The following is a 16,837-nucleotide window of genomic DNA, read 5'->3' as shown; positions in this document are numbered from 1 at the left end:
TCCCCGGTACGACCATCGGTTGTGCCGGGGAAACGCGAAGGCTCAGCGCACGGACCGCGCGGCGACGGCGCGACGCGGAACAGGAGCCGGCGGCCCGATGCGGAGCCTGCTCGCCGTACCCGCTCTCGCCACGACGGCCGCCGCCAGCGTCGTCAGCGGGCGACCCGCCACGAGCCACCCGTGGAGGAAGGACACCAGTCCCGCGCACCGACCTGCCTCGCCTGACGGGTTGGAGCCCGGCTCGGGCAGCGCCGCGACTATCTCACCGCTCCGGGCGCCGACCACGCAGCCGCCGCCCCGCACCGCCACCGAGGCGATCAGACAGCCGGGGTGGCGGTCGAGCAGCCACCGCACCCGGGCGAACGCGAGGCCGGGGGGCGAGGAGCGCGCCCAGTGGAGCACATCGGCGCATGCCGCCCAGGCGGGATCCTGCCGTACGCCGGGATCGACGCTCAGATGAACGTCCACCGCGCCCCCGGGGGCGGCTGCGACCTCGACCGACCAGCGGGACGGGTCCGAGAGCCGTACGACCGCGCTGTGCCGCCCGGTTTCGGACGTGACGGATACGGCCAGTGCCGGGGCGGGACCCCGGATGAGGGCCCGCGTATCCGCCGGCCGGCCGGTGACCGGCGCGACCACGGCCATGCGCCGTCCCGGATGCGAGGGACCGGTGAGCGTCATGCCACTGCCTCCCCGGTCCACGAGGAGAGGGGCGGCGGGGCGGGGAGCTGCCCGGCCGCGGGGAGATACGCGGGCTGGCCCAGCCGCAGGAGCCGGTACAACAGCGCGCGCATGTTCCGGTGGAAACGGCCGGGTTCGGAGGAGATGAGTCCCGCCACGCGCGCGTGCTCCTCCGAGCGGTACTCGGCTGCCGCGTACCGCAGCTGCTCCTCCAACGGGTGCAGCGGCGACAGGGCGGGGGCGGTGAGGGCCAGTGCGGCGGCGGGCGAGGCGGGATGCACTTCCCGGTCCGGGGAGCGGGCGAGGAGGATGGGCGCGCCGGCGAGCGTGGCGTACGAGGTGACCGAGCCGTGGTCGCCGATGACCCAGTCCGCGGCGATCAGGAGCGTCTGCCAGTCGGCCTCGGGAGGCACGACCGCGACGCCCCGGCGGCGGAGGGCGGCCAACCATGCCTGCATCTGCCAACTGCTGTGTCCGGCCCACACGTTCGGGTGGACCAGCAGCGCCGTACGGTACCCGTCCCGCGGCAGCTCGCTGAGCAGCCGGGGAAGCAGGGCGTCGAAGTGGCCGAACGATGACGAGCGCCCCCATGTGGAGGCGACGACCACCAGTCCCTGCCGGTCGCCGAGACCCAGGGCCCGACGGTACTCGGCCCGGTGCGGCAGGCTGGCCGCGATCCGGTCGTAGCACGGGTCGCCGACGACCGCGGCGACGGGCAGCGCCTCGGGACACGACTGCGCCAGCTGCTCCCGGTCCTGCTCGTGCCCGAGCGCGATGGCGGCCGGCACCACCCGCCCGTCACGGACCAGATACCGGCGACTGAGCATCCCGGGCGGCCGGATGGGGTCGGCCGCCTCTGGACTCTCCGTCTCACGCAGCAGTTTGATGTGCCCGGCTCCGTGGGACAGCCGCACGAGCGGGGCGCGCACCTGCTCGATGCCGCGCGATCCGGCCGCCAACGCCAGATCGAACTCGGTCCGCACCGCCTCCTCCCAGGGCAGCACGGCCGTTCGCAGGTCCTGGAGGAGGCGGCTGACGCCGTCACCGAAGACGTGCGGTGCGATCGTGAAGGCGACCTGGATCCGCAGATCGGACTCCAGCAGCGCGCACACCTCCCGCAGCCGCTGTGCATACGTCATCGTGTGGGCGACGACCAGGACCTGCTTGCAGTCCGGCAAGGTCAGCCAGTGCCCCCGGCGGATCAGTGCGGTCCCCGTCCGCCTGCTGGCAGCAGACATGACATCCCCCCATGTCTCTCGATGCCTCTCGGTGGATGCGACTCCGTCGAGCCGCTCAGGAGGGATGCCCCGCCGCCGGGACGGAAAGCTCGCCGGGTTCTCGACGAATTCTTGCAGGCCCCCTCGGTCCCGTTTCGGTCAGTCCTCAGCCCTCACCGGCAGCAGGTTCGCTCGCCCGGCGCCACGCCGACTCGCGGAGCAGCCGCAGCCCGTTGAGGCCCACCAGTACGGTCGACCCCTCGTGGCCGGCGACCCCCAGGGGCAGCGGCAGATGACCGGCCAGGTCCCAGACGACCAGCGCGCCGATGCACACGGACGCGATCACCAGGTTCTGCACGACCAGGCGGCGGGCCCGTCGGGAGAGGGCGACGACCGCGGGTACGGTGGCCAGTTCGTCGCGGACGACGACGGCGTCGGCGGTCTCCAGGGCGAGGTCGGAACCGGCCCGGCCCATCGCGATCCCGCTGTGCGCCGCAGCCAGCGCCGGCGCGTCGTTCACGCCGTCGCCGACCACCAGGACACGCCGGCCCGCGTCCGCCCAGCTGCGTACGGCCGCCACCTTGTCCTCCGGCAGCAGTCCGGCCCGTACGTCGGTGATGCCGGTCTCGGCGGCGAGCCGGGCGGCCGCGCGTTCGTTGTCGCCGGTCAGCAGGGCCGGGGTGGTGCCGGTCAGCCGACCGAGGGCGGCCACCGCCTCGGCGGCCCCCGGGCGCGGCCGGTCGGCGAAGGCCAGCACCGCGACGGGCACGCCGTCCGCCAGCACCACCACGGCGGTACGGCCCGCCTCCTCGGCCTCGGCGACGGCGCGGCGCGCCCGGGTGAGCCGTACCCGGTCCGTGCCCGTCCCGTCGGACAACAGCGCGTCAGGGCGGCCCACCTCGACGGTGACGCGCGCGACCCGCGCTCGGACGCTCCGGCCGGGCACCGAGGAGAAGTCGCGCGCCCGCTCCAGAGGCAGCCCCCGGTCGCGCGCCGCGGCGACCACGGCGCGTGCCAGCGGGTGCTCACTGCCGTGCTCGGCGGCCGCGGCGAGGGCGAGCACGCCGTCCTCGTCGAGGAGGGCCTTCTCGTCGACTACGGAACCCTCGTCGACCACGGACCCCTCGTCACGTGCGGAACTCTCGCCGAGCGCCCTGTCCCCGTCGGACGCGGATCCGGACAGCACCTGTACCCGCACGACGACGGGCGCGCCCTCGGTGAGCGTGCCGGTCTTGTCCAGCGCCACGTGGTCCACCGCGCCCAGCCGCTCCATCACCACCGCCGACTTGACCAGGACGCCGTGCCGCCCGGCGTTGGCGATCGCCGACAGCAGCGGCGGCATGGTGGCCAGCACCACCGCGCACGGCGAGGCCACGATCATGAAGGTCATGGCCCGCAGCAGCGTCGGCGTGAAGTCCGCGCCGAACGCCAGTGGCACCGCGAACAGCGCGAGGGTCGCGGCCACCACGCCGACCGAGTACCGCTGTTCGACCTTCTCGATGAACAGTTGCGTGCGCGCCTTGGTCCCGGCGGCCTCCTCGACCATCGCCACGATCCGCGCGAGCACCGACCCCGAGGCGTCGCGGTCGACGCGCACCCGCAGCGCACCGGTGCCGTTGAGCGTGCCCGCGAACACCTCGTCGCCGGCGCTCTTGGCGACCGGCAGCGGTTCGCCCGTGATGGTGGCCTGGTCCACCTCGCTGGCGCCGCCGACCACGGTGCCGTCGGCGGGCAGCCGTTCCCCGGGACGTACCAGCACCGTGTCGCCGACGCGCAGAGCGGCGACGTCCACCTCCTCCTCGCCGTCCGGTGCGGACAGCCGTACCGCCCGCGCCGGGGCCAGATCCAGCAGGCCGCGTACGGAGTCGGCGGTGCGCTCGGTGGCGAGCGCCTCCAGCGCGCCGGACACCGCGAAGATCACGATCAGCAGTCCGCCGTCGAGGAACTGGCCGATGGCCGCGGCCCCGAGCGCCGCGACGACCATCAGCAGATCGACGTCGAGGGTTTTGTCTCTCAGTGCGCACAGCCCGGCCCAGCCGGGCTCCCAGCCGCCCGCCGCGTAGGCCAGCGCGTACAGCGGGCCCCAGGTCCAGGCGGGGGCGCCCGCGAGATCCAGCGGCAGGGCCAGGAGGAAGGCGAGGGCGGACAGCGCCGCCCAGCGGACTTCCGGCAGCGCGGCCGCGCGGGTGCGGCGCGGGGCCACGGGCGCCGGGTGGCGCGGGACGGACAAGGGCCGGTCGTCGACCAGCTCGGAGGTCATCGAGGGGTACCTCTTCCTGGGTTCCTGGCAAGGGCGGGGGCATCCGTCGCCACGGGGCGACGGGACACCGCCACCATAGCGGAACACATGAAGAGGTCTTCAAGTGTTGCCATGGATACGATGACCTGCATGGGACATGGAGTAGACGGCCGCACCACCCCGGTCACGCTGCTGGACGCGGAGGCCGCCGCCACGATCGCGGCGACGCTGCAGGCGCTGGCCACCCCCTCCCGGCTGATGATCCTCACGCGGCTGCGCCAGGGTCCGTGCCCGGTCACCGAGCTGGCCGAGGCGGTCGGCATGGAGCAGTCCGCCGTCTCCCATCAGCTGCGGCTGCTGCGCGCGCTGGGGCTGGTCACCGGCTCCCGCCGGGGCCGCCGCATCGTCTACAGCCTCTACGACAACCATGTGGCGCAGTTGCTGGACGAGGCGGTCTACCACATCGAGCATCTGCGGCTCGGCGCCCGCGACCTGCCGGCGGAGAGGGACTGACGGGCCGTCGGCGTCATTCGGCCGCGTGCTCGCGCCGCACCGGCGGCAGGAAGTCGCGGATGAGCGTGCGGTGCCACCAGGCGCCGGTCGCGCGCAGCTCGCGCCAGGTGGTGAACCGGTACAGGTAGACGCGCGCGCGGACGTACCGCGGCGGAGCGCCGGGGAAGGGGTTCACCCGCAGCAGCCGCAGCGTCGCCCGGTCGTTCTCCAGCAGCCGCGCGACCAGCGGTACGAACCAGGAGCTCGCATAGACCGGGGAGAGCCCGGCGAACCACATCAGCCAGTCCAGCCGCAGGTGGTACGGGGCGAACTGGCGCGGCACCCGGCGCACGTCACCGGGCTTGCCCTTGAACTCGTACTCCTTCCACACCGTGTCCTCGGTGACCACCACCTCGTCGGTGCCCTCGATCACCACCTCCTGCCGGGTGCGGCTGATGCTGCCGAACGCGCCGTAGGCGTTGACCAGATGGAGCGGAGTGAAGGAGTAGTTCATCAGTTGGCCGCCGGACATCAGGTTGCGGGCGGGCCAGTAGCTGAGCACGAGCACGAACGCGGTGAGCGCGAGGACCAGCACCTCGTACCAGACCGGGGCGTCCGGCAGCCCCCGCGGCTCGGGCAGCGGCAGCACCTCGGCGGCGCGGCGGCCGTCGACGGCGGACAAGGCGAGCAGGATCGTCAGCCAGTTCAGCCAGGAGAAGTTGCCCGAGAGCACCAGCCACAGCTGCGTGACGACCATCAGCCCGGCCGCCACGCTCGCGACCGGCTGCGGAGTGAACAGCAGCAGCGGCATGCCCAGCTGCGCCACGTGGTTGGCGCCCGTCTCGACCCGGTGCAGCGGCCGCGGCATCCGGTGGAAGAACCAGCTCAGCGGGCCCGGCATCGGCTGGGTCTCGTGGTGGTAGTACAGGCAGGTCAGATCGCGCCAGCAGCGGTCGCCGCGCATCTTGATCAGCCCGGCGCCGAACTCGACGCGGAACAGCACCCAGCGCAGCAGCCACAGCACCAGCACCGGCGGCGCGACCTCGTCGTTGCCGAGGAACACCGCGAGGAACCCCGTCTCCAGCAGCAGCGACTCCCATCCGAAGGCGTACCAGACCTGCCCCACATTGACGATCGACTGGTACAGCGCCCACAGCGCCGTCCACATCAGCATCGACACCCACAGCGGCACGGCGTCGGCGGCGCCCGCCATGACGGCCGCGGCCAGCGCCGCGCCCAGCCAGGCGCACCCCGCGAACAGGCGGTCCGAGTACCGCAGATGGAACAGGCTGGGGGAGCGGCGGAACGGCGTGCGGCTCACGAAGTCGGGCACCGGCAGCATCCCCCGCTCGCCGATCAGCGCCCGGAACTGGAGGGCCGCCGCCACGAAGGCGACCACGTAGACGGCGGCCAGGCCCCGCTGGAAGACCAGCCGGCTCAGCCAGTAGTCGGATGACGTGAACCACTCCATGCCCTGGTGCCTACCATCCCCGCCGCACCGGGGGGACGCGGTGCGACGGGGCGGCAGGGAAGTTCATTCACACGGCTTCACACGGCTGCACACCGCTTCACGAGGCGGGGGCGCCCGGCTCCGGAAGTCCCGGGCCCTGGCAGCGCACATCGGCCGCCGGTACCGACCCGCCGACCAGGTACGCCGCCGCGGCGGCGTCCACGCAGACGTTGCCCCGGCTGGCGAAGACGCCGTGCGAGTAGTCGTCGTACAAGGTCACCAGCCGGGAGCCGGGCAGCGTACGGCGCAGCTCCCGGGCCCCCGCGATCGGGGTGACCGGGTCGTGCTCGGAGGCGATCAGCAGCAGCGGCGGCACGTCCGGGCCGCCGAGCGGGGTACGGCGCGCGGGTCGGTGCGGCCAGAAGGCGCACACCGACGCCTCGATGCCGGTGAGCACCGGCTGCGGATCGGCCCGGCGCAGCCGGCGGATGTCGGGCAGCAGCCGGTCCGGATCAGGGCCCGGCCCGTCGGCGCACTTCACCGCGCGGTTGGCCGCCTCGTACGTGCGTGAGTCGGGGCCGTCGAACGGCGCGGCCGGGCGCAGTCCGGCCACGGTGCCGTCCCGGAGGTAGGCGCGCAGGGCCTCCGCCAGCGGGGTCCAGCGCTCGGTCCGGCCCAGCGCCCGGTAGACCGCCCGGTCGAACCCGGCCGCGCCGAAGCCGTCCACCGGCCGGTCCGCGAGGCCGTCGCGCACCCGCTGGTACGCGGCGCGGACGGCGGCCGCGGTGCCGCCGAGCCCGAAGCGCTCGTGGTGTTCCGCGATCCAGCCGAAGAGGACCGCGCGCTGGTCCAGCAGCGCCCGGCTCTGCCGCAGGTCGAAGTCGTACCAGTCCCACGGGCCGACGACGCTGTCCAGCACCATCGCGCCGACCCGCCGCGGATACCGGGCCGCGTACGCCGCGCCCAGGTAACTGCCGTACGACACGCCCAGAAAGGCGATCCGGGGCTCGCCGAGGGCGGTGCGTATCGCGTCCATGTCGCGGACCGTCTCCGCCGTCGACAGATGCGGCAGCGCCTCGCCCGTTCCCGCCGCGCAGTCGGCGGCCATCCGGTGCAGCGCGTCGAGGTGGGCCCGCTCGGCGGTGCGGCCGCGCGGCACCGGATCGGCCCCCGGGCTGTCGAACAGCCCGCCCATCGGTCCGCAGTCCGCGGGCGCGCTGCGGCCGGTGCCCCGCGGGTCGAAGCCGATGACGTCGTAGGAACGGCGCACGCTCGCGGGCAGCTTGGCGCGCTTGGTGACGGCGTACGGCAGCCCCGAGCCGCCCGGGCCGCCGGGGTTGACCAGCAGGACGCCGCGCCGCTCGGCGGGGGTGCCGGAGGCGGGGACGCGCGAGACGGCGATGTCGATGTGGCGGCCGCCGGGGTGCCGGTGGTCCAGCGGGACGCGCAGGGTGCCGCACTCCACCCGGTCCGGCGGGGGAGGGGCGGGGACGGAGGCCGGGCAGGGCCCGAAGGCGATGGCGGGGGGCTGTGGTCCGGCGACGGCGGTGGGGGTGAGGACGGTCGCGCCGACGGCAAGTGCGCCCAGCAGGGCGGCGCGTCGGGTGGCGGTGGGGGTCACGGGTCTCGCAATCGGGGCAGGCATGGTCCAGTCAGATGACAATGAAAATGATTATCGTTAATGTGGGGGCTCGGTCAAAGCTTCGAAACGAAGCTCCGGGACCAATCCTCGAGACGAAGGAGAGTCGTGGGTCATCTGCTGATGGTCGAAAGCTGGGTCGGGTCGATGAGCAGGCTGCTCCCGCGGGCGCTGCGCGAGAGCGGCCACGAGTTCACCTTCCTCACTCGCGACCTGCACCACTACCTGCGCTCGGCCCCCGAAGGAACGGCCCACCCGCTGCTCTCGGCGCGCAACGTCCTCACCGCCGACACCAACGACCTCGACACGCTGCTGCCCCGCATCGGCGAGCTGCACAAGGTGCTGCGCTTCGACGGCGTGCTGACCTCCTGCGACTACTACCTGCCGACCGTCGCCCGCATCGCCGCGTACCTCGGCCTCCCCGGACCCGCTCCCGACGCCGTCGCCGACGCCTGCCGCAAGGACGCCACCCGCCGGGCCCTGGCCGCCGCGGGCGTGCCCGGCCCGCGCTTCGCGGTCTGCGACGACTGGGCGGCCACTGTCCGGTCCGCCCGCGAGATCGGCTACCCTCTCGTCCTCAAGCCGGTCGACCTGTGCGCCGGGATGTACGTACGCCGCGTCGACGACGAAGCCGCGCTGTCCGCCGCCTACCGGGCGCTCGCCGACTTCCCCGTCAACGCGCGCGGCCAGCGGCGCGCCCCCCAGGTGCTCCTCGAAGAACTCCTCGACGGACCCGAAGTAAGCGTCGAGACCGTCTCGTTCCGCGGCGCCGCGCACGTCGTCGGCGTGACCGACAAGAGCGTCGGCGGCGCCCCGGCGTTCATCGAGACCGGCCACATGTTCCCCGCCCCGCTCGCCGGGGCCGACGCGGCCGCGGCCGCCGACACCGCGCTGGCCGCCCTGGCCGCCCTCGGCCTGGACGACGTCGTCGCCCACACCGAGATCAAGCTCACCACCCGCGGCCCGCGCGTGGTCGAGGTCAACCCACGGCCCGCCGGCAACCGCATCACCGAACTCGTCCGGCACGTCACCGGCATCGACCTTGCCGCCGCCTTCGTGGACGTGGCCCTGGGCCGCGAGCCCGACCTGGCGGTACAGGAGACCGGCGCGCGCAGCGCCGCCATCGGCTTCCTGGTGCCCGCCACCGCAGGCGTGCTGGAGCGCATCGACGGCACCGGCGCCCTCGACGGCGCCCCCGGCGTGCTGGAGGTCCAACTCGCAGAGCCCGGCACGGATGTGAGGGCCGCGGGCAGCAACAACGAGTACCTGGGCCACGTCATGGCCACCGACCCCGCCGGCGGCGGCCGGGCCCGCGCCCACGTCGAGTCCCTCATAGCCGGTCTGCGGCCCTGTGTGGTGAGTCGATGAGTGCCTACGAGGACCTCATACGCCGGGTGCGGGCCGGGGCGCTCGGCCCCGACCCGGCCGGGACGTACGTCTCCGTCGCCTTCACCACCAGCCAGGCCGTACGCCACGAAGGCCGAGACGGCGGCTACCGCAACGAGGTGCTGAGCCTGCGGCTCGCCGAGGCCGTCGGCTCCTGCGCCGTCGAACCCGGCGAACTGCCCGCCACCACCCTCGACGACTGCGTCGGCACCGACATCGCCACCCTGCTCGACCATCCGCTGCCGCCGGTCAGGACCGCCGCCCTCGACGCGTACCTGATGCACGCCGCCCCGCACACCCGACCCGGCAGCGGCGCCCGCCCCTGGCCGCTGCCCGCCGGCAGCTCGCTGGAGAAGTCCCGCGCCCGCGCCCACGCCGTCGTCGGCCTGCTCGACCTGCCGCCCGGCAGCACCGTCCTCGTCGTCGGCGTCGTCAACTCCCTCCTCGAGGCGCTGCGCTCCCGCGGGCTGGCTTACGTGCCCTGCGACCTCAAGGGCGGAACCACCGAATGGGGCGAGCCGGTCCGCACCGACGCCGCCGCCGAACTCGCCCGCTGCGACGGGGTCCTCGCCTCCGGGATGACCCTGGGCAACGGCACGTTCGAGACCCTGCGCGCGCACGCCGCCCGGCACGGCACACCGCTGGTGATGTTCGCCCAGACCGGCAGCGCCGTCCTGCCGCACTTCCTCGGGGACGGGGTCACCGCCGTCTGCGCCGAGCCCTACCCGTTCTTCTGGCTCGACGGCGGCCCCGGCTTCGTCTACCGCTACGGAGGTGCCCCGTGACCGCCGCCGCGCCGACCGCCATCGCACCGTGTACCACCGCCAACCCCGACCTGCTCGCCCTCCTCGGCCGCACCCCGCTCGCCCGGATCAGCTGCGACCTGCCCTGCCCCCAGCCCGGCTTCTGGGCCAAGCTCGAAGGGCTCGGCGCCGGCGGCATGAAGGCGCGCGCCGCCGTCTCCATGCTGCTCGGCGCCCGGCGGCGCGGCGAATTGCGCCCCGGCGCGCCCGTGGTGGAATCCACCTCCGGCACCCTCGGCATCGGGCTCGCCTTCGCCGGACAGGCCCTGGGCCACCCCGTCGTCCTCGTCGGCGACGCCGAACTCGAACCCTCGATGCGGCGGTTGCTGCGCGCCCACGGCGTCCGCCTCGAACTCGTCGACCGCCCGGCCGCCGCCGGCGGCTGGCAGGCCGCACGCCTGGCGCGGCTGCGCGCCCTGCTCGCCGAACTCCCCGGCGCCTACTGGCCCGACCAGTACAACAACCCCGACAACGTCGCCGGATACGCCTCACTCGCCACCGAACTCACCCACCAGCTCGACCACATGGACATCCTCGTGTGCAGCGTCGGCACCGGGGGCCACAGCGCGGGCGTCGCCGCCCCGCTGCGCCGCCGCTGGCCCGCGCTGCGGCTCATCGGCGTGGACGCCACCGGCTCGACCATCTTCGGCCAGCCCGCCCGCCCCGCCTGATGCGCGGCCTGGGCAGCAGCATCCACCCGCGCAACGTCGCCTACGACGCCTTCGACGAGGTGCACTGGGTCGGGCCCGCCGAATCCGCCGACTGCTGCCGCCGACTGGCCCGCGACAACTTCGTCAGCGGCGGCTGGAGCACCGGCGCCGTCGCGCTCGTCTCGGCCTGGGCCGCCCGCGTGCACCCCGGCGCCGTCGTCGCCACCGTCTTCCCCGACGGCCCCCAGCGGTATCTCGGCACCGTCTACGACGACGACTTCACCGCCGCCCACGGCATCGGCCCGGGCAGCGCCGCCACCCGGCCGGTGGAGCTCCGGCACCCGCACGCCGCCGAGGCCGCCGGCTGGGCCCGCTGCGCCACCGTCGTCGACCCGCTGAGCGGCGGCGAGGTGCCGTACCCCCACACCGCACCGGAGTCCACCTGATGAAGACCACCCTGCGCACCGTACGGCTGGAGCTGACCGAGCCGCTGCGGATATCCCGCTCCACCATGGCCGCCCGCGACGCCGTCTGGATCAGCGTCGAACACGGCGGCCTGCGCGGCTGCGGCGAGGCCGTCGCCAGCGCGTACTTCGGCCTCGACGCCGCGACCCTGACCCGGTTGATGAGCGACGCCGCCGTCGAGCTCGGCCGCTTCCCCGACCCGGAGACGGCGCTGGCCGCCTTCCGCGACGGCGACCTGATCGCGGACGGCACCCCGCCCGCGGCCGTCGCCGCCGTGGAGTCGGCGCTGCTCGACCTCGTCGGCAAGCGCGCCGGATGCGCCGTCCACCAACTGCTCGGCGGCTTCACCGCCCCCGCCGCCGCGACCGCCCGCACCATCGGCATCACCGAGCGGGCGCGCGCCGCCGTCCAGGCCCGCTGCCTGGCCGACAGCGGCTTCACCCTGCTCAAGGTCAAGGCGGGCACCCCCGACCCGGACGACGACCTCGCCCGCGTGGCGGCCATCCGCGACGCCGCCCCGCACGTGAGGCTCCTGCTGGACCCCAACGGCGCCTGGAGCCCCGCCGACGCCGAGACCCTGATCCCGCGCTTCGCCGACCTCGGAGTCGAGGCCGTCGAGCAGCCCACCGCCCCCGGCGACCCCGAAGCCCTCGCGAAACTCGCCGAGCGCTCCCCGCTGCCCGTCATCGCCGACGAGGACGCGGTGGGTTACGAGGACGCCCGCCGCCTCGCCGGGCGCGTCCACGGCGTCAACGTCAAGCTCGCCAAGTGCGGCGGCGTCCACGCCGCCCTGCGGATCGCCGAACTCCTCGCGGGCAGCGGCACCGACCTGATGCTCGGCTGCCTCACCGCCAGCTCGCTGGGCATCGCCCCCGCCGTCCACCTCGCCGACCGCGCCCGCTGGACCGACCTCGACGGGCACCTGCTGCTCGCCCACGACCCGTGGACCGGCATCGGCGGCACCGACGGCACCGTACGGGCGAACGGCCGCGCCGGACTCGGCGTACGGCCCAGCGGCACCGGCCACCAGCACCAGCCCACAGCCCTCGGAAAGGCACCCAACCCGTGAAGACCTGGCGTGAGATGCGCGGCTTCCCGCTCGCCATCCGCCTCCTCCTGATCAACCAGCTCGGCGTCAACACCGGCTTCTACCTGCTCATCCCCTATCTCGCCACCCACCTCGGCGAGGACCTGGGGATGTCCGCGGCGGTCGTCGGGATCGTGCTCGGCGTCCGCAACCTCAGCCAGCAGGGCCTGTTCATCGTCGGGGGCTCGGCCGCCGACCGGCTCGGCGCACGCGGCGTCATCATCGCCGGCTGCGCGCTGCGCACCGCCGGCTTCGCGCTGTTCGCCCTCGGCGACGGGCTGCCGGTGCTGCTCGCCGCCTCCGTGCTCAGCGGACTGGCCGGAGCCCTGTTCAACCCGGCCGTCCGTGCCTACCTCGCCCAGGAGGCCGGAGACCGCAAGGCCGAGGCGTTCGCCCTGTTCAACGTCTTCGCCACCACCGGCGCGCTCATCGGCCCGCTGCTCGGCAGCGCGCTGCTCCTGGTGGACTTCCGGCTCTCCGCGCTCACCGCCGCCGCCATCTTCGCCGTGCTCACCGTCGCCCAGGCGCTCGTCCTGCCCGCCCGCGAGGTGCCCCCGGCCGGCGGCAGCGTCCTCGGCGACTGGCGCGAAGTCCTCGGCAACCGGACGTTCCTCGCCTTCTCCCTCGCCATGGTCGGCATGTTCACCATGGAGAACCAGCTGTACCTGCTGCTGCCCGACGGAGCCCGCCGCGCCACCGGCTGGGACGGCGCGGCCGGGCTGGTGTTCCTCGTCGGCACCGCCGCCAACCTCGCCCTCCAACTGCGCATCACGCGGGCGCTGAAGGAGCGGGGCAGCCGCGCCCGGTGGATCGGCGGCGGACTCGCCCTGATGGGGCTGGCGTTCCTCCCGCCGCTGCTGACCGCCGCCGGGAGCGGCGCACCGGACGGCACCACCGCCGCCGCCCTCGCCCTGCTGCCCGTCCTCGGCGGAGCCCTGCTGCTCTACCTCGGCGCCATGATCGCCCAGCCGTTCGTGATGGAGCTCATCCCCGCCTTCGGGCGCGCCGAACTCACCGGCACGTACTTCGGGATCTTCTACGTCGTCTCGGGCGTCGCCGCGGCCCTCGGCAACACCGCCGTCGGCTGGGCCATGGACGCGGGCGACCACGGCGGCGCGGCCTGGCTGCCCTGGCTGTGCTGCGCGGGCTTCGGGCTCGCCTCCGCCGCCGGGGTCGCCTGGCTGCACCGGCTGCGCGCCCTCCCGGCGCCGCCGGCCCCGGTCCCCGTACCGGCGACGGCGTGAGAGGAACCCCATGACCGCCACGCACCGCACGAACGGATCTCCCGTGACCGCGCCGAACGGATCTCCTGTGACCCCCCGGAACGGCACGAGCGGATCCCGCCTGACCGCCACGGACAACACGAGCGGAAACCTGCTCACCGACCACCCCGCCCTGTACGAGGCGCGCTTCCCCGACCCCGACCGGCTCGCCGCCCGCTGGGCCGAGGACCGGCTGCGGCGGTACGGCGCCGGGCCCCGCGTCCTGGACCTGGGCTGCGGCACCGGCCGGGACGCCGCCCATCTGCACGCGGCCGGACGGCGCGTCGTCGCCGCCGACGTCTCCGACGCCATGCTCGACCACGCCCGCGCCCACCACCCCGGGCCCGACTACCGCCACGCCGACCTGCGCGACTTCGACCTGTCCGAACTGGGCGGGCGCCCCTTCGACGCCGTCGTCTGCCTGGACAGCGCCTTCCTGTACTGCCACACCAACGACCAGCTCGACGGCATGCTGCGCAGCTGCCGCGCCGCGCTGGCCCCCGGCGGGCTGCTGGTGGCCGAAATGCGCAACGGGGCGTTCTTCCTCGGCAGCACCGAACTCCTCGACGCACCCGCCGTCAGCCGCTTCACCTGGCAGGGCACCGGCTACCGGTCCGTCACCACGCTGCGGGTCGACCGCGCCGCGCAACTGCTCAGGCGCCGGCGCGTGTGGACCGCCGACGACGGCACGCCGCCGGTCGAACAGCACTCCGCGTGGCGGCTGCTCTTCCCCCAGGAACTGCGGTACGTGCTGGCCGCGCACGGCTTCACCGTGCTGGCGCTGTACGACGGCCCCGGCCCGCGCACGGAACCGCCCTGGCGGCCGGGGGACCCATCGACGTCGTCCACGGCCGACGGAGACCGGCTGCATGTGATCGCCCGGCTGGCGCCGGACGGACCCAACCCCCTCTGAGGAGAACCCCGCATGAACACCACCCCCGACCACACCGCCCTCGACCACACCACGCGGTACCCCGGTCTGCGCCGCCGCGGCTTCCTCGCCGCCACGGGCGCCGTCGGTGCCGCCGGGCTCGGCGGCCTCGCGCTCACCGGGTGCGGCTCGTCCAAGCCGTCGGAATCCGGCGCGGCGGACGGCAAGCCCAAGCCAGGGGGCCGACTGCGGGCCGCCTTCGCGGGGGAGGAGCCGGCGAGACCCTCGACCCGCACATGACCAACCTGTTCGCCGACGCCGCCCGCGCCAAGGCCCTGTTCGACAAGCTCGCCGACTACGGCTCCGACATGGCCGCCGTCCCCCGGCTCGCCGCCACGTGGGAGCCGAACGCCACCCTGGACCGCTGGACGGTCACCCTGCGCGAGGCGACGTTCCACGACGGCAAGCCGGTCACCGCCGACGACGTCCTCTCCAGCTACCGACGCATCGCCGACCCGAAGCGGGCCTTCCGCGCCAAGGCGTCCCTGGAACCCATCGACCTCGCCGCCAGCCGCGCCAAGGGCAAGCGCGTGATCGAGTTCCGGCTCAAGCGGCCCACCGCCGAATTCCCCAACGTGCTCGCCGCGTTCGGCGCGTACATCGTGCCCAAGGGCGCCGAGGAGTTCGACAAGCACCCCATCGGGTCCGGGCCCTTCCGCTTCGTCTCCTTCGCGCCGGGCCGGTCCACCGTCCTCAAGGCGTACGGCGACTACTGGGAGGGCGCGCCCCACCTCGACGAGCTGGAGTTCGTCGTCGCCAACGAGGAGTCCGCCCGGATCAACGCGTTGCTCGGCGGCCAGATCGAGTACGCCCACGAGCTCAACCCTGCCACCGCCCGCGCCCACGAGGGCAACGGCCAGGTCGAGATCGTGCGCCTGCGCAACAGCGCCATGCAGGGCTTCGCCATGAAGACCGACCGCGCGCCCTTCGACGACAAGCGCGTCCGCCAGGCGTTCTTCCTCATCGCCGACCGCCAGGAGCTGGTCGACGGCGCCCTGTCCGGCGCCGGCGAGATCGGCAACGACCTGTTCGGCAAGGGGTACCAGTACTACGCCGACGGGCTGCCGCAGCGCGAACAGGACCTGGACCGCGCCCGGCACCTGCTCAAGCAGGCCGGAGCCGAGGACCTGCGGGTCACCCTCGACACCTCCGAGGTCGCCGCCGGGTTCACCGAGGCCGCGGCCGTCTTCCGGGACCAGGCCGCCAAGGCGGGCGTGAAGATCGAGGTCAGGACGGGAGCCAAGGACAGCTACTGGGCCGACATCCTCGACTCCGGCACCCTGTGCTGCTACCGCTCCGGCGCCATGCCCATCGAGTCGCACATCTCCCAGCGGCTGCTCACCGGCTCCACCACCAACGCCACCCACTGGAAGCACAAGGACTTCGACGCCCTGTACCAGCAGGCGCAGTCCACCAAGGACCCCAAGGCACGCGCCGCGGTGTACGAGCGCATGCAGCGCCGCCTGCACACCGAAGGCGGCTTCCTGATCTGGGGCTTCGCCGACTGGATCGTCGGCACCGCGCGCAACGTCAAGGGCGTGGCGCGCAAGGCCCCGGCCAACACCCTGGACTGGGCGCGCTTCGACAAGGTGTGGCTCGCGTGAGGAACCTGCGTTCCTGGCTCGTCCGGCGGCTGATCCTCGGGTGCCTGCAGATCGTGGCCGTCGTGGCCCTGGTCTTCGCGCTCACCGAGGCGCTGCCGGGCGACGCCGCCACCTCGCTGGCCGGCGACCAGCCCGACCCCGCACGGATCGCCGCCATCCGCGAGGCCATGGAGCTGGACCGGCCCGCCCTGGAGCGGCTGGCCGACTGGGCCGCCGGAATGCTGCACGGCGACTTCGGCACCTCGCTGGCCTCCGGTCGGCCCGTCACCACCTACCTGTCCGGCGGATTCGGGCCCACGCTGCTGCTCGCCGGGCTCACCCTGGCGCTGCTGGTGCCCCTCTCGGTGGGCCTCGGCGTGCTCGCCGCGCGCCGCGAGGGCGGCTGGGCCGACCGACTGGTCAGCTCGGCGACCCTGGGGATCTACGCCGTACCGGAGTTCGCCTTCGGCGTGCTGCTGGTCACGGTCTTCGCGCTGCGCCTGGACTGGCTGCCGCCGACCGCCGTCGGCTACGGCACGGACCTGGCGGGCCACCCGGCCGTCCTGGTGCTGCCCGTCCTGGTGCTGCTGTCCCGGCCCGTGTGCTCCATCAGCCGCCTCGTCCGCGCCGGCATGATCGACGCGCTGGCCTCGCCGTACGCCGCCCAAGCGCGCCGCTACGGCGTCTCCGGAGTCCGCGTGCGCTACACCCACGCCCTGCCCAACGCCGTCGTCCCCGCCGCCCAGCAACTGGCCCGCACCGTCGACTGGCTGCTGTGCGGAGTGATCGTGGTGGAGGCGCTGTTCGTCATCCCCGGCCTCGGCACGGTCCTGATGGACGCGGTCGCCGCCCGCGACGTGCCGGTGGTCCAGGGGCTCGCGGTGGTCTTCGGCCTGATCGCCGTCGTCCTCAACCTCGGTGCCGACCTGGTCGCCCACCGCCTCGCCCCAGG

General features: G+C 74.2%; 11 protein-coding genes and 3 pseudogenes. 9 read left to right on the top strand and 5 right to left on the bottom strand.

Translation table 11 applies throughout. The features are described from left to right. Window positions 1-42: 42 nt before the first annotated feature. The 3 genes from Q3Y56_RS01630 to Q3Y56_RS01620 all read right to left on the bottom strand — a co-directional run bounded on the left by Q3Y56_RS01630 (window position 43) and on the right by Q3Y56_RS01620 (window position 4,158). The gene (locus tag Q3Y56_RS01630) at window positions 43-681 is read right to left on the bottom strand and encodes a hypothetical protein (protein ID WP_304460193.1); all 639 of its coding nucleotides are present in this window, start codon (window positions 679-681) and stop codon (window positions 43-45) included. Beyond that, the gene (locus Q3Y56_RS01625; protein ID WP_304460192.1) at window positions 678-1,919 is read right to left on the bottom strand and encodes a hypothetical protein; all 1,242 of its coding nucleotides are present in this window, start codon (window positions 1,917-1,919) and stop codon (window positions 678-680) included. The genes Q3Y56_RS01630 and Q3Y56_RS01625 overlap by 4 nt, the downstream gene beginning before the upstream one ends. A gap of 145 nt (window positions 1,920-2,064) precedes the next feature. After that, on the bottom strand, window positions 2,065-4,158 hold the full coding sequence (locus Q3Y56_RS01620; protein WP_304460191.1) for a heavy metal translocating P-type ATPase: 2,094 nt from the start codon (window positions 4,156-4,158) through the stop codon (window positions 2,065-2,067). A gap of 129 nt (window positions 4,159-4,287) precedes the next feature. Between Q3Y56_RS01620 and Q3Y56_RS01615 the strand changes: the two genes are divergently transcribed. Then, entirely contained in the window at window positions 4,288-4,650 is a 363-nt protein-coding gene (locus Q3Y56_RS01615; RefSeq protein WP_304460190.1) for a metalloregulator ArsR/SmtB family transcription factor, read from the top strand. 13 nt (window positions 4,651-4,663) lie between these two features. On the opposite strand, the gene Q3Y56_RS01610 is transcribed toward Q3Y56_RS01615, so the two are convergent. Continuing rightward, window positions 4,664-6,100, bottom strand: coding sequence for a lipase maturation factor family protein (locus Q3Y56_RS01610; protein ID WP_304460189.1), 1,437 nt, complete (start codon window positions 6,098-6,100; stop codon window positions 4,664-4,666). 97 nt (window positions 6,101-6,197) lie between these two features. Beyond that, complete coding sequence (locus Q3Y56_RS01605) at window positions 6,198-7,700, bottom strand: alpha/beta hydrolase (protein ID WP_304460188.1); 1,503 nt, start codon at window positions 7,698-7,700, stop codon at window positions 6,198-6,200. A 126-nt stretch (window positions 7,701-7,826) separates the two neighbouring features. Between Q3Y56_RS01605 and Q3Y56_RS01600 the strand changes: the two genes are divergently transcribed. The 8 genes and pseudogenes from Q3Y56_RS01600 to Q3Y56_RS01565 all read left to right on the top strand — a co-directional run. Then, complete coding sequence (locus tag Q3Y56_RS01600; protein WP_304460187.1) at window positions 7,827-9,086, top strand: ATP-grasp domain-containing protein; 1,260 nt, start codon at window positions 7,827-7,829, stop codon at window positions 9,084-9,086. After that, on the top strand, window positions 9,083-9,889 hold the full coding sequence (locus tag Q3Y56_RS01595; protein ID WP_304460186.1) for a Rossmann-like domain-containing protein: 807 nt from the start codon (window positions 9,083-9,085) through the stop codon (window positions 9,887-9,889). The genes Q3Y56_RS01600 and Q3Y56_RS01595 overlap by 4 nt, the downstream gene beginning before the upstream one ends. Before the next feature lie 20 nt (window positions 9,890-9,909). Continuing rightward, window positions 9,910-11,003, top strand: a pseudogene (locus Q3Y56_RS01590) (PLP-dependent cysteine synthase family protein). Then, window positions 11,003-12,091 carry a mandelate racemase/muconate lactonizing enzyme family protein gene (locus Q3Y56_RS01585; RefSeq protein WP_304460185.1) on the top strand — a complete coding sequence of 363 codons (1,089 nt, stop codon included), beginning with the start codon at window positions 11,003-11,005 and terminating at the stop codon, window positions 12,089-12,091. Before Q3Y56_RS01590 ends, Q3Y56_RS01585 begins: the two are co-directional and overlap by 1 nt. Next, complete coding sequence (locus Q3Y56_RS01580; protein ID WP_304460184.1) at window positions 12,088-13,353, top strand: MFS transporter; 1,266 nt, start codon at window positions 12,088-12,090, stop codon at window positions 13,351-13,353. Before Q3Y56_RS01585 ends, Q3Y56_RS01580 begins: the two co-directional genes overlap by 4 nt. A 67-nt stretch (window positions 13,354-13,420) precedes the next feature. Beyond that, a complete protein-coding gene (locus Q3Y56_RS01575; protein WP_304460183.1) occupies window positions 13,421-14,284 on the top strand; it encodes a bifunctional 2-polyprenyl-6-hydroxyphenol methylase/3-demethylubiquinol 3-O-methyltransferase UbiG in 864 nt (287 codons plus the stop codon). Window positions 14,285-14,296: 12 nt separating this feature from the next. Then, a pseudogene (locus Q3Y56_RS01570) lies at window positions 14,297-15,906 on the top strand (ABC transporter substrate-binding protein). Then, window positions 15,903-16,835: pseudogene (locus Q3Y56_RS01565) on the top strand (ABC transporter permease); the annotation flags it as partial. The pseudogenes Q3Y56_RS01570 and Q3Y56_RS01565, both read left to right, overlap by 4 nt. Between the last annotated feature and the right edge of the window lie 2 nt (window positions 16,836-16,837).

Source organism: Streptomyces sp. XD-27 (assembly GCF_030553055.1).
Lineage (GTDB): Bacteria > Actinomycetota > Actinomycetes > Streptomycetales > Streptomycetaceae > Streptomyces.
The sequence above is the reverse complement of the archived record's forward strand: the minus strand, read 5'-3'. Positions and strand labels throughout refer to the sequence as shown.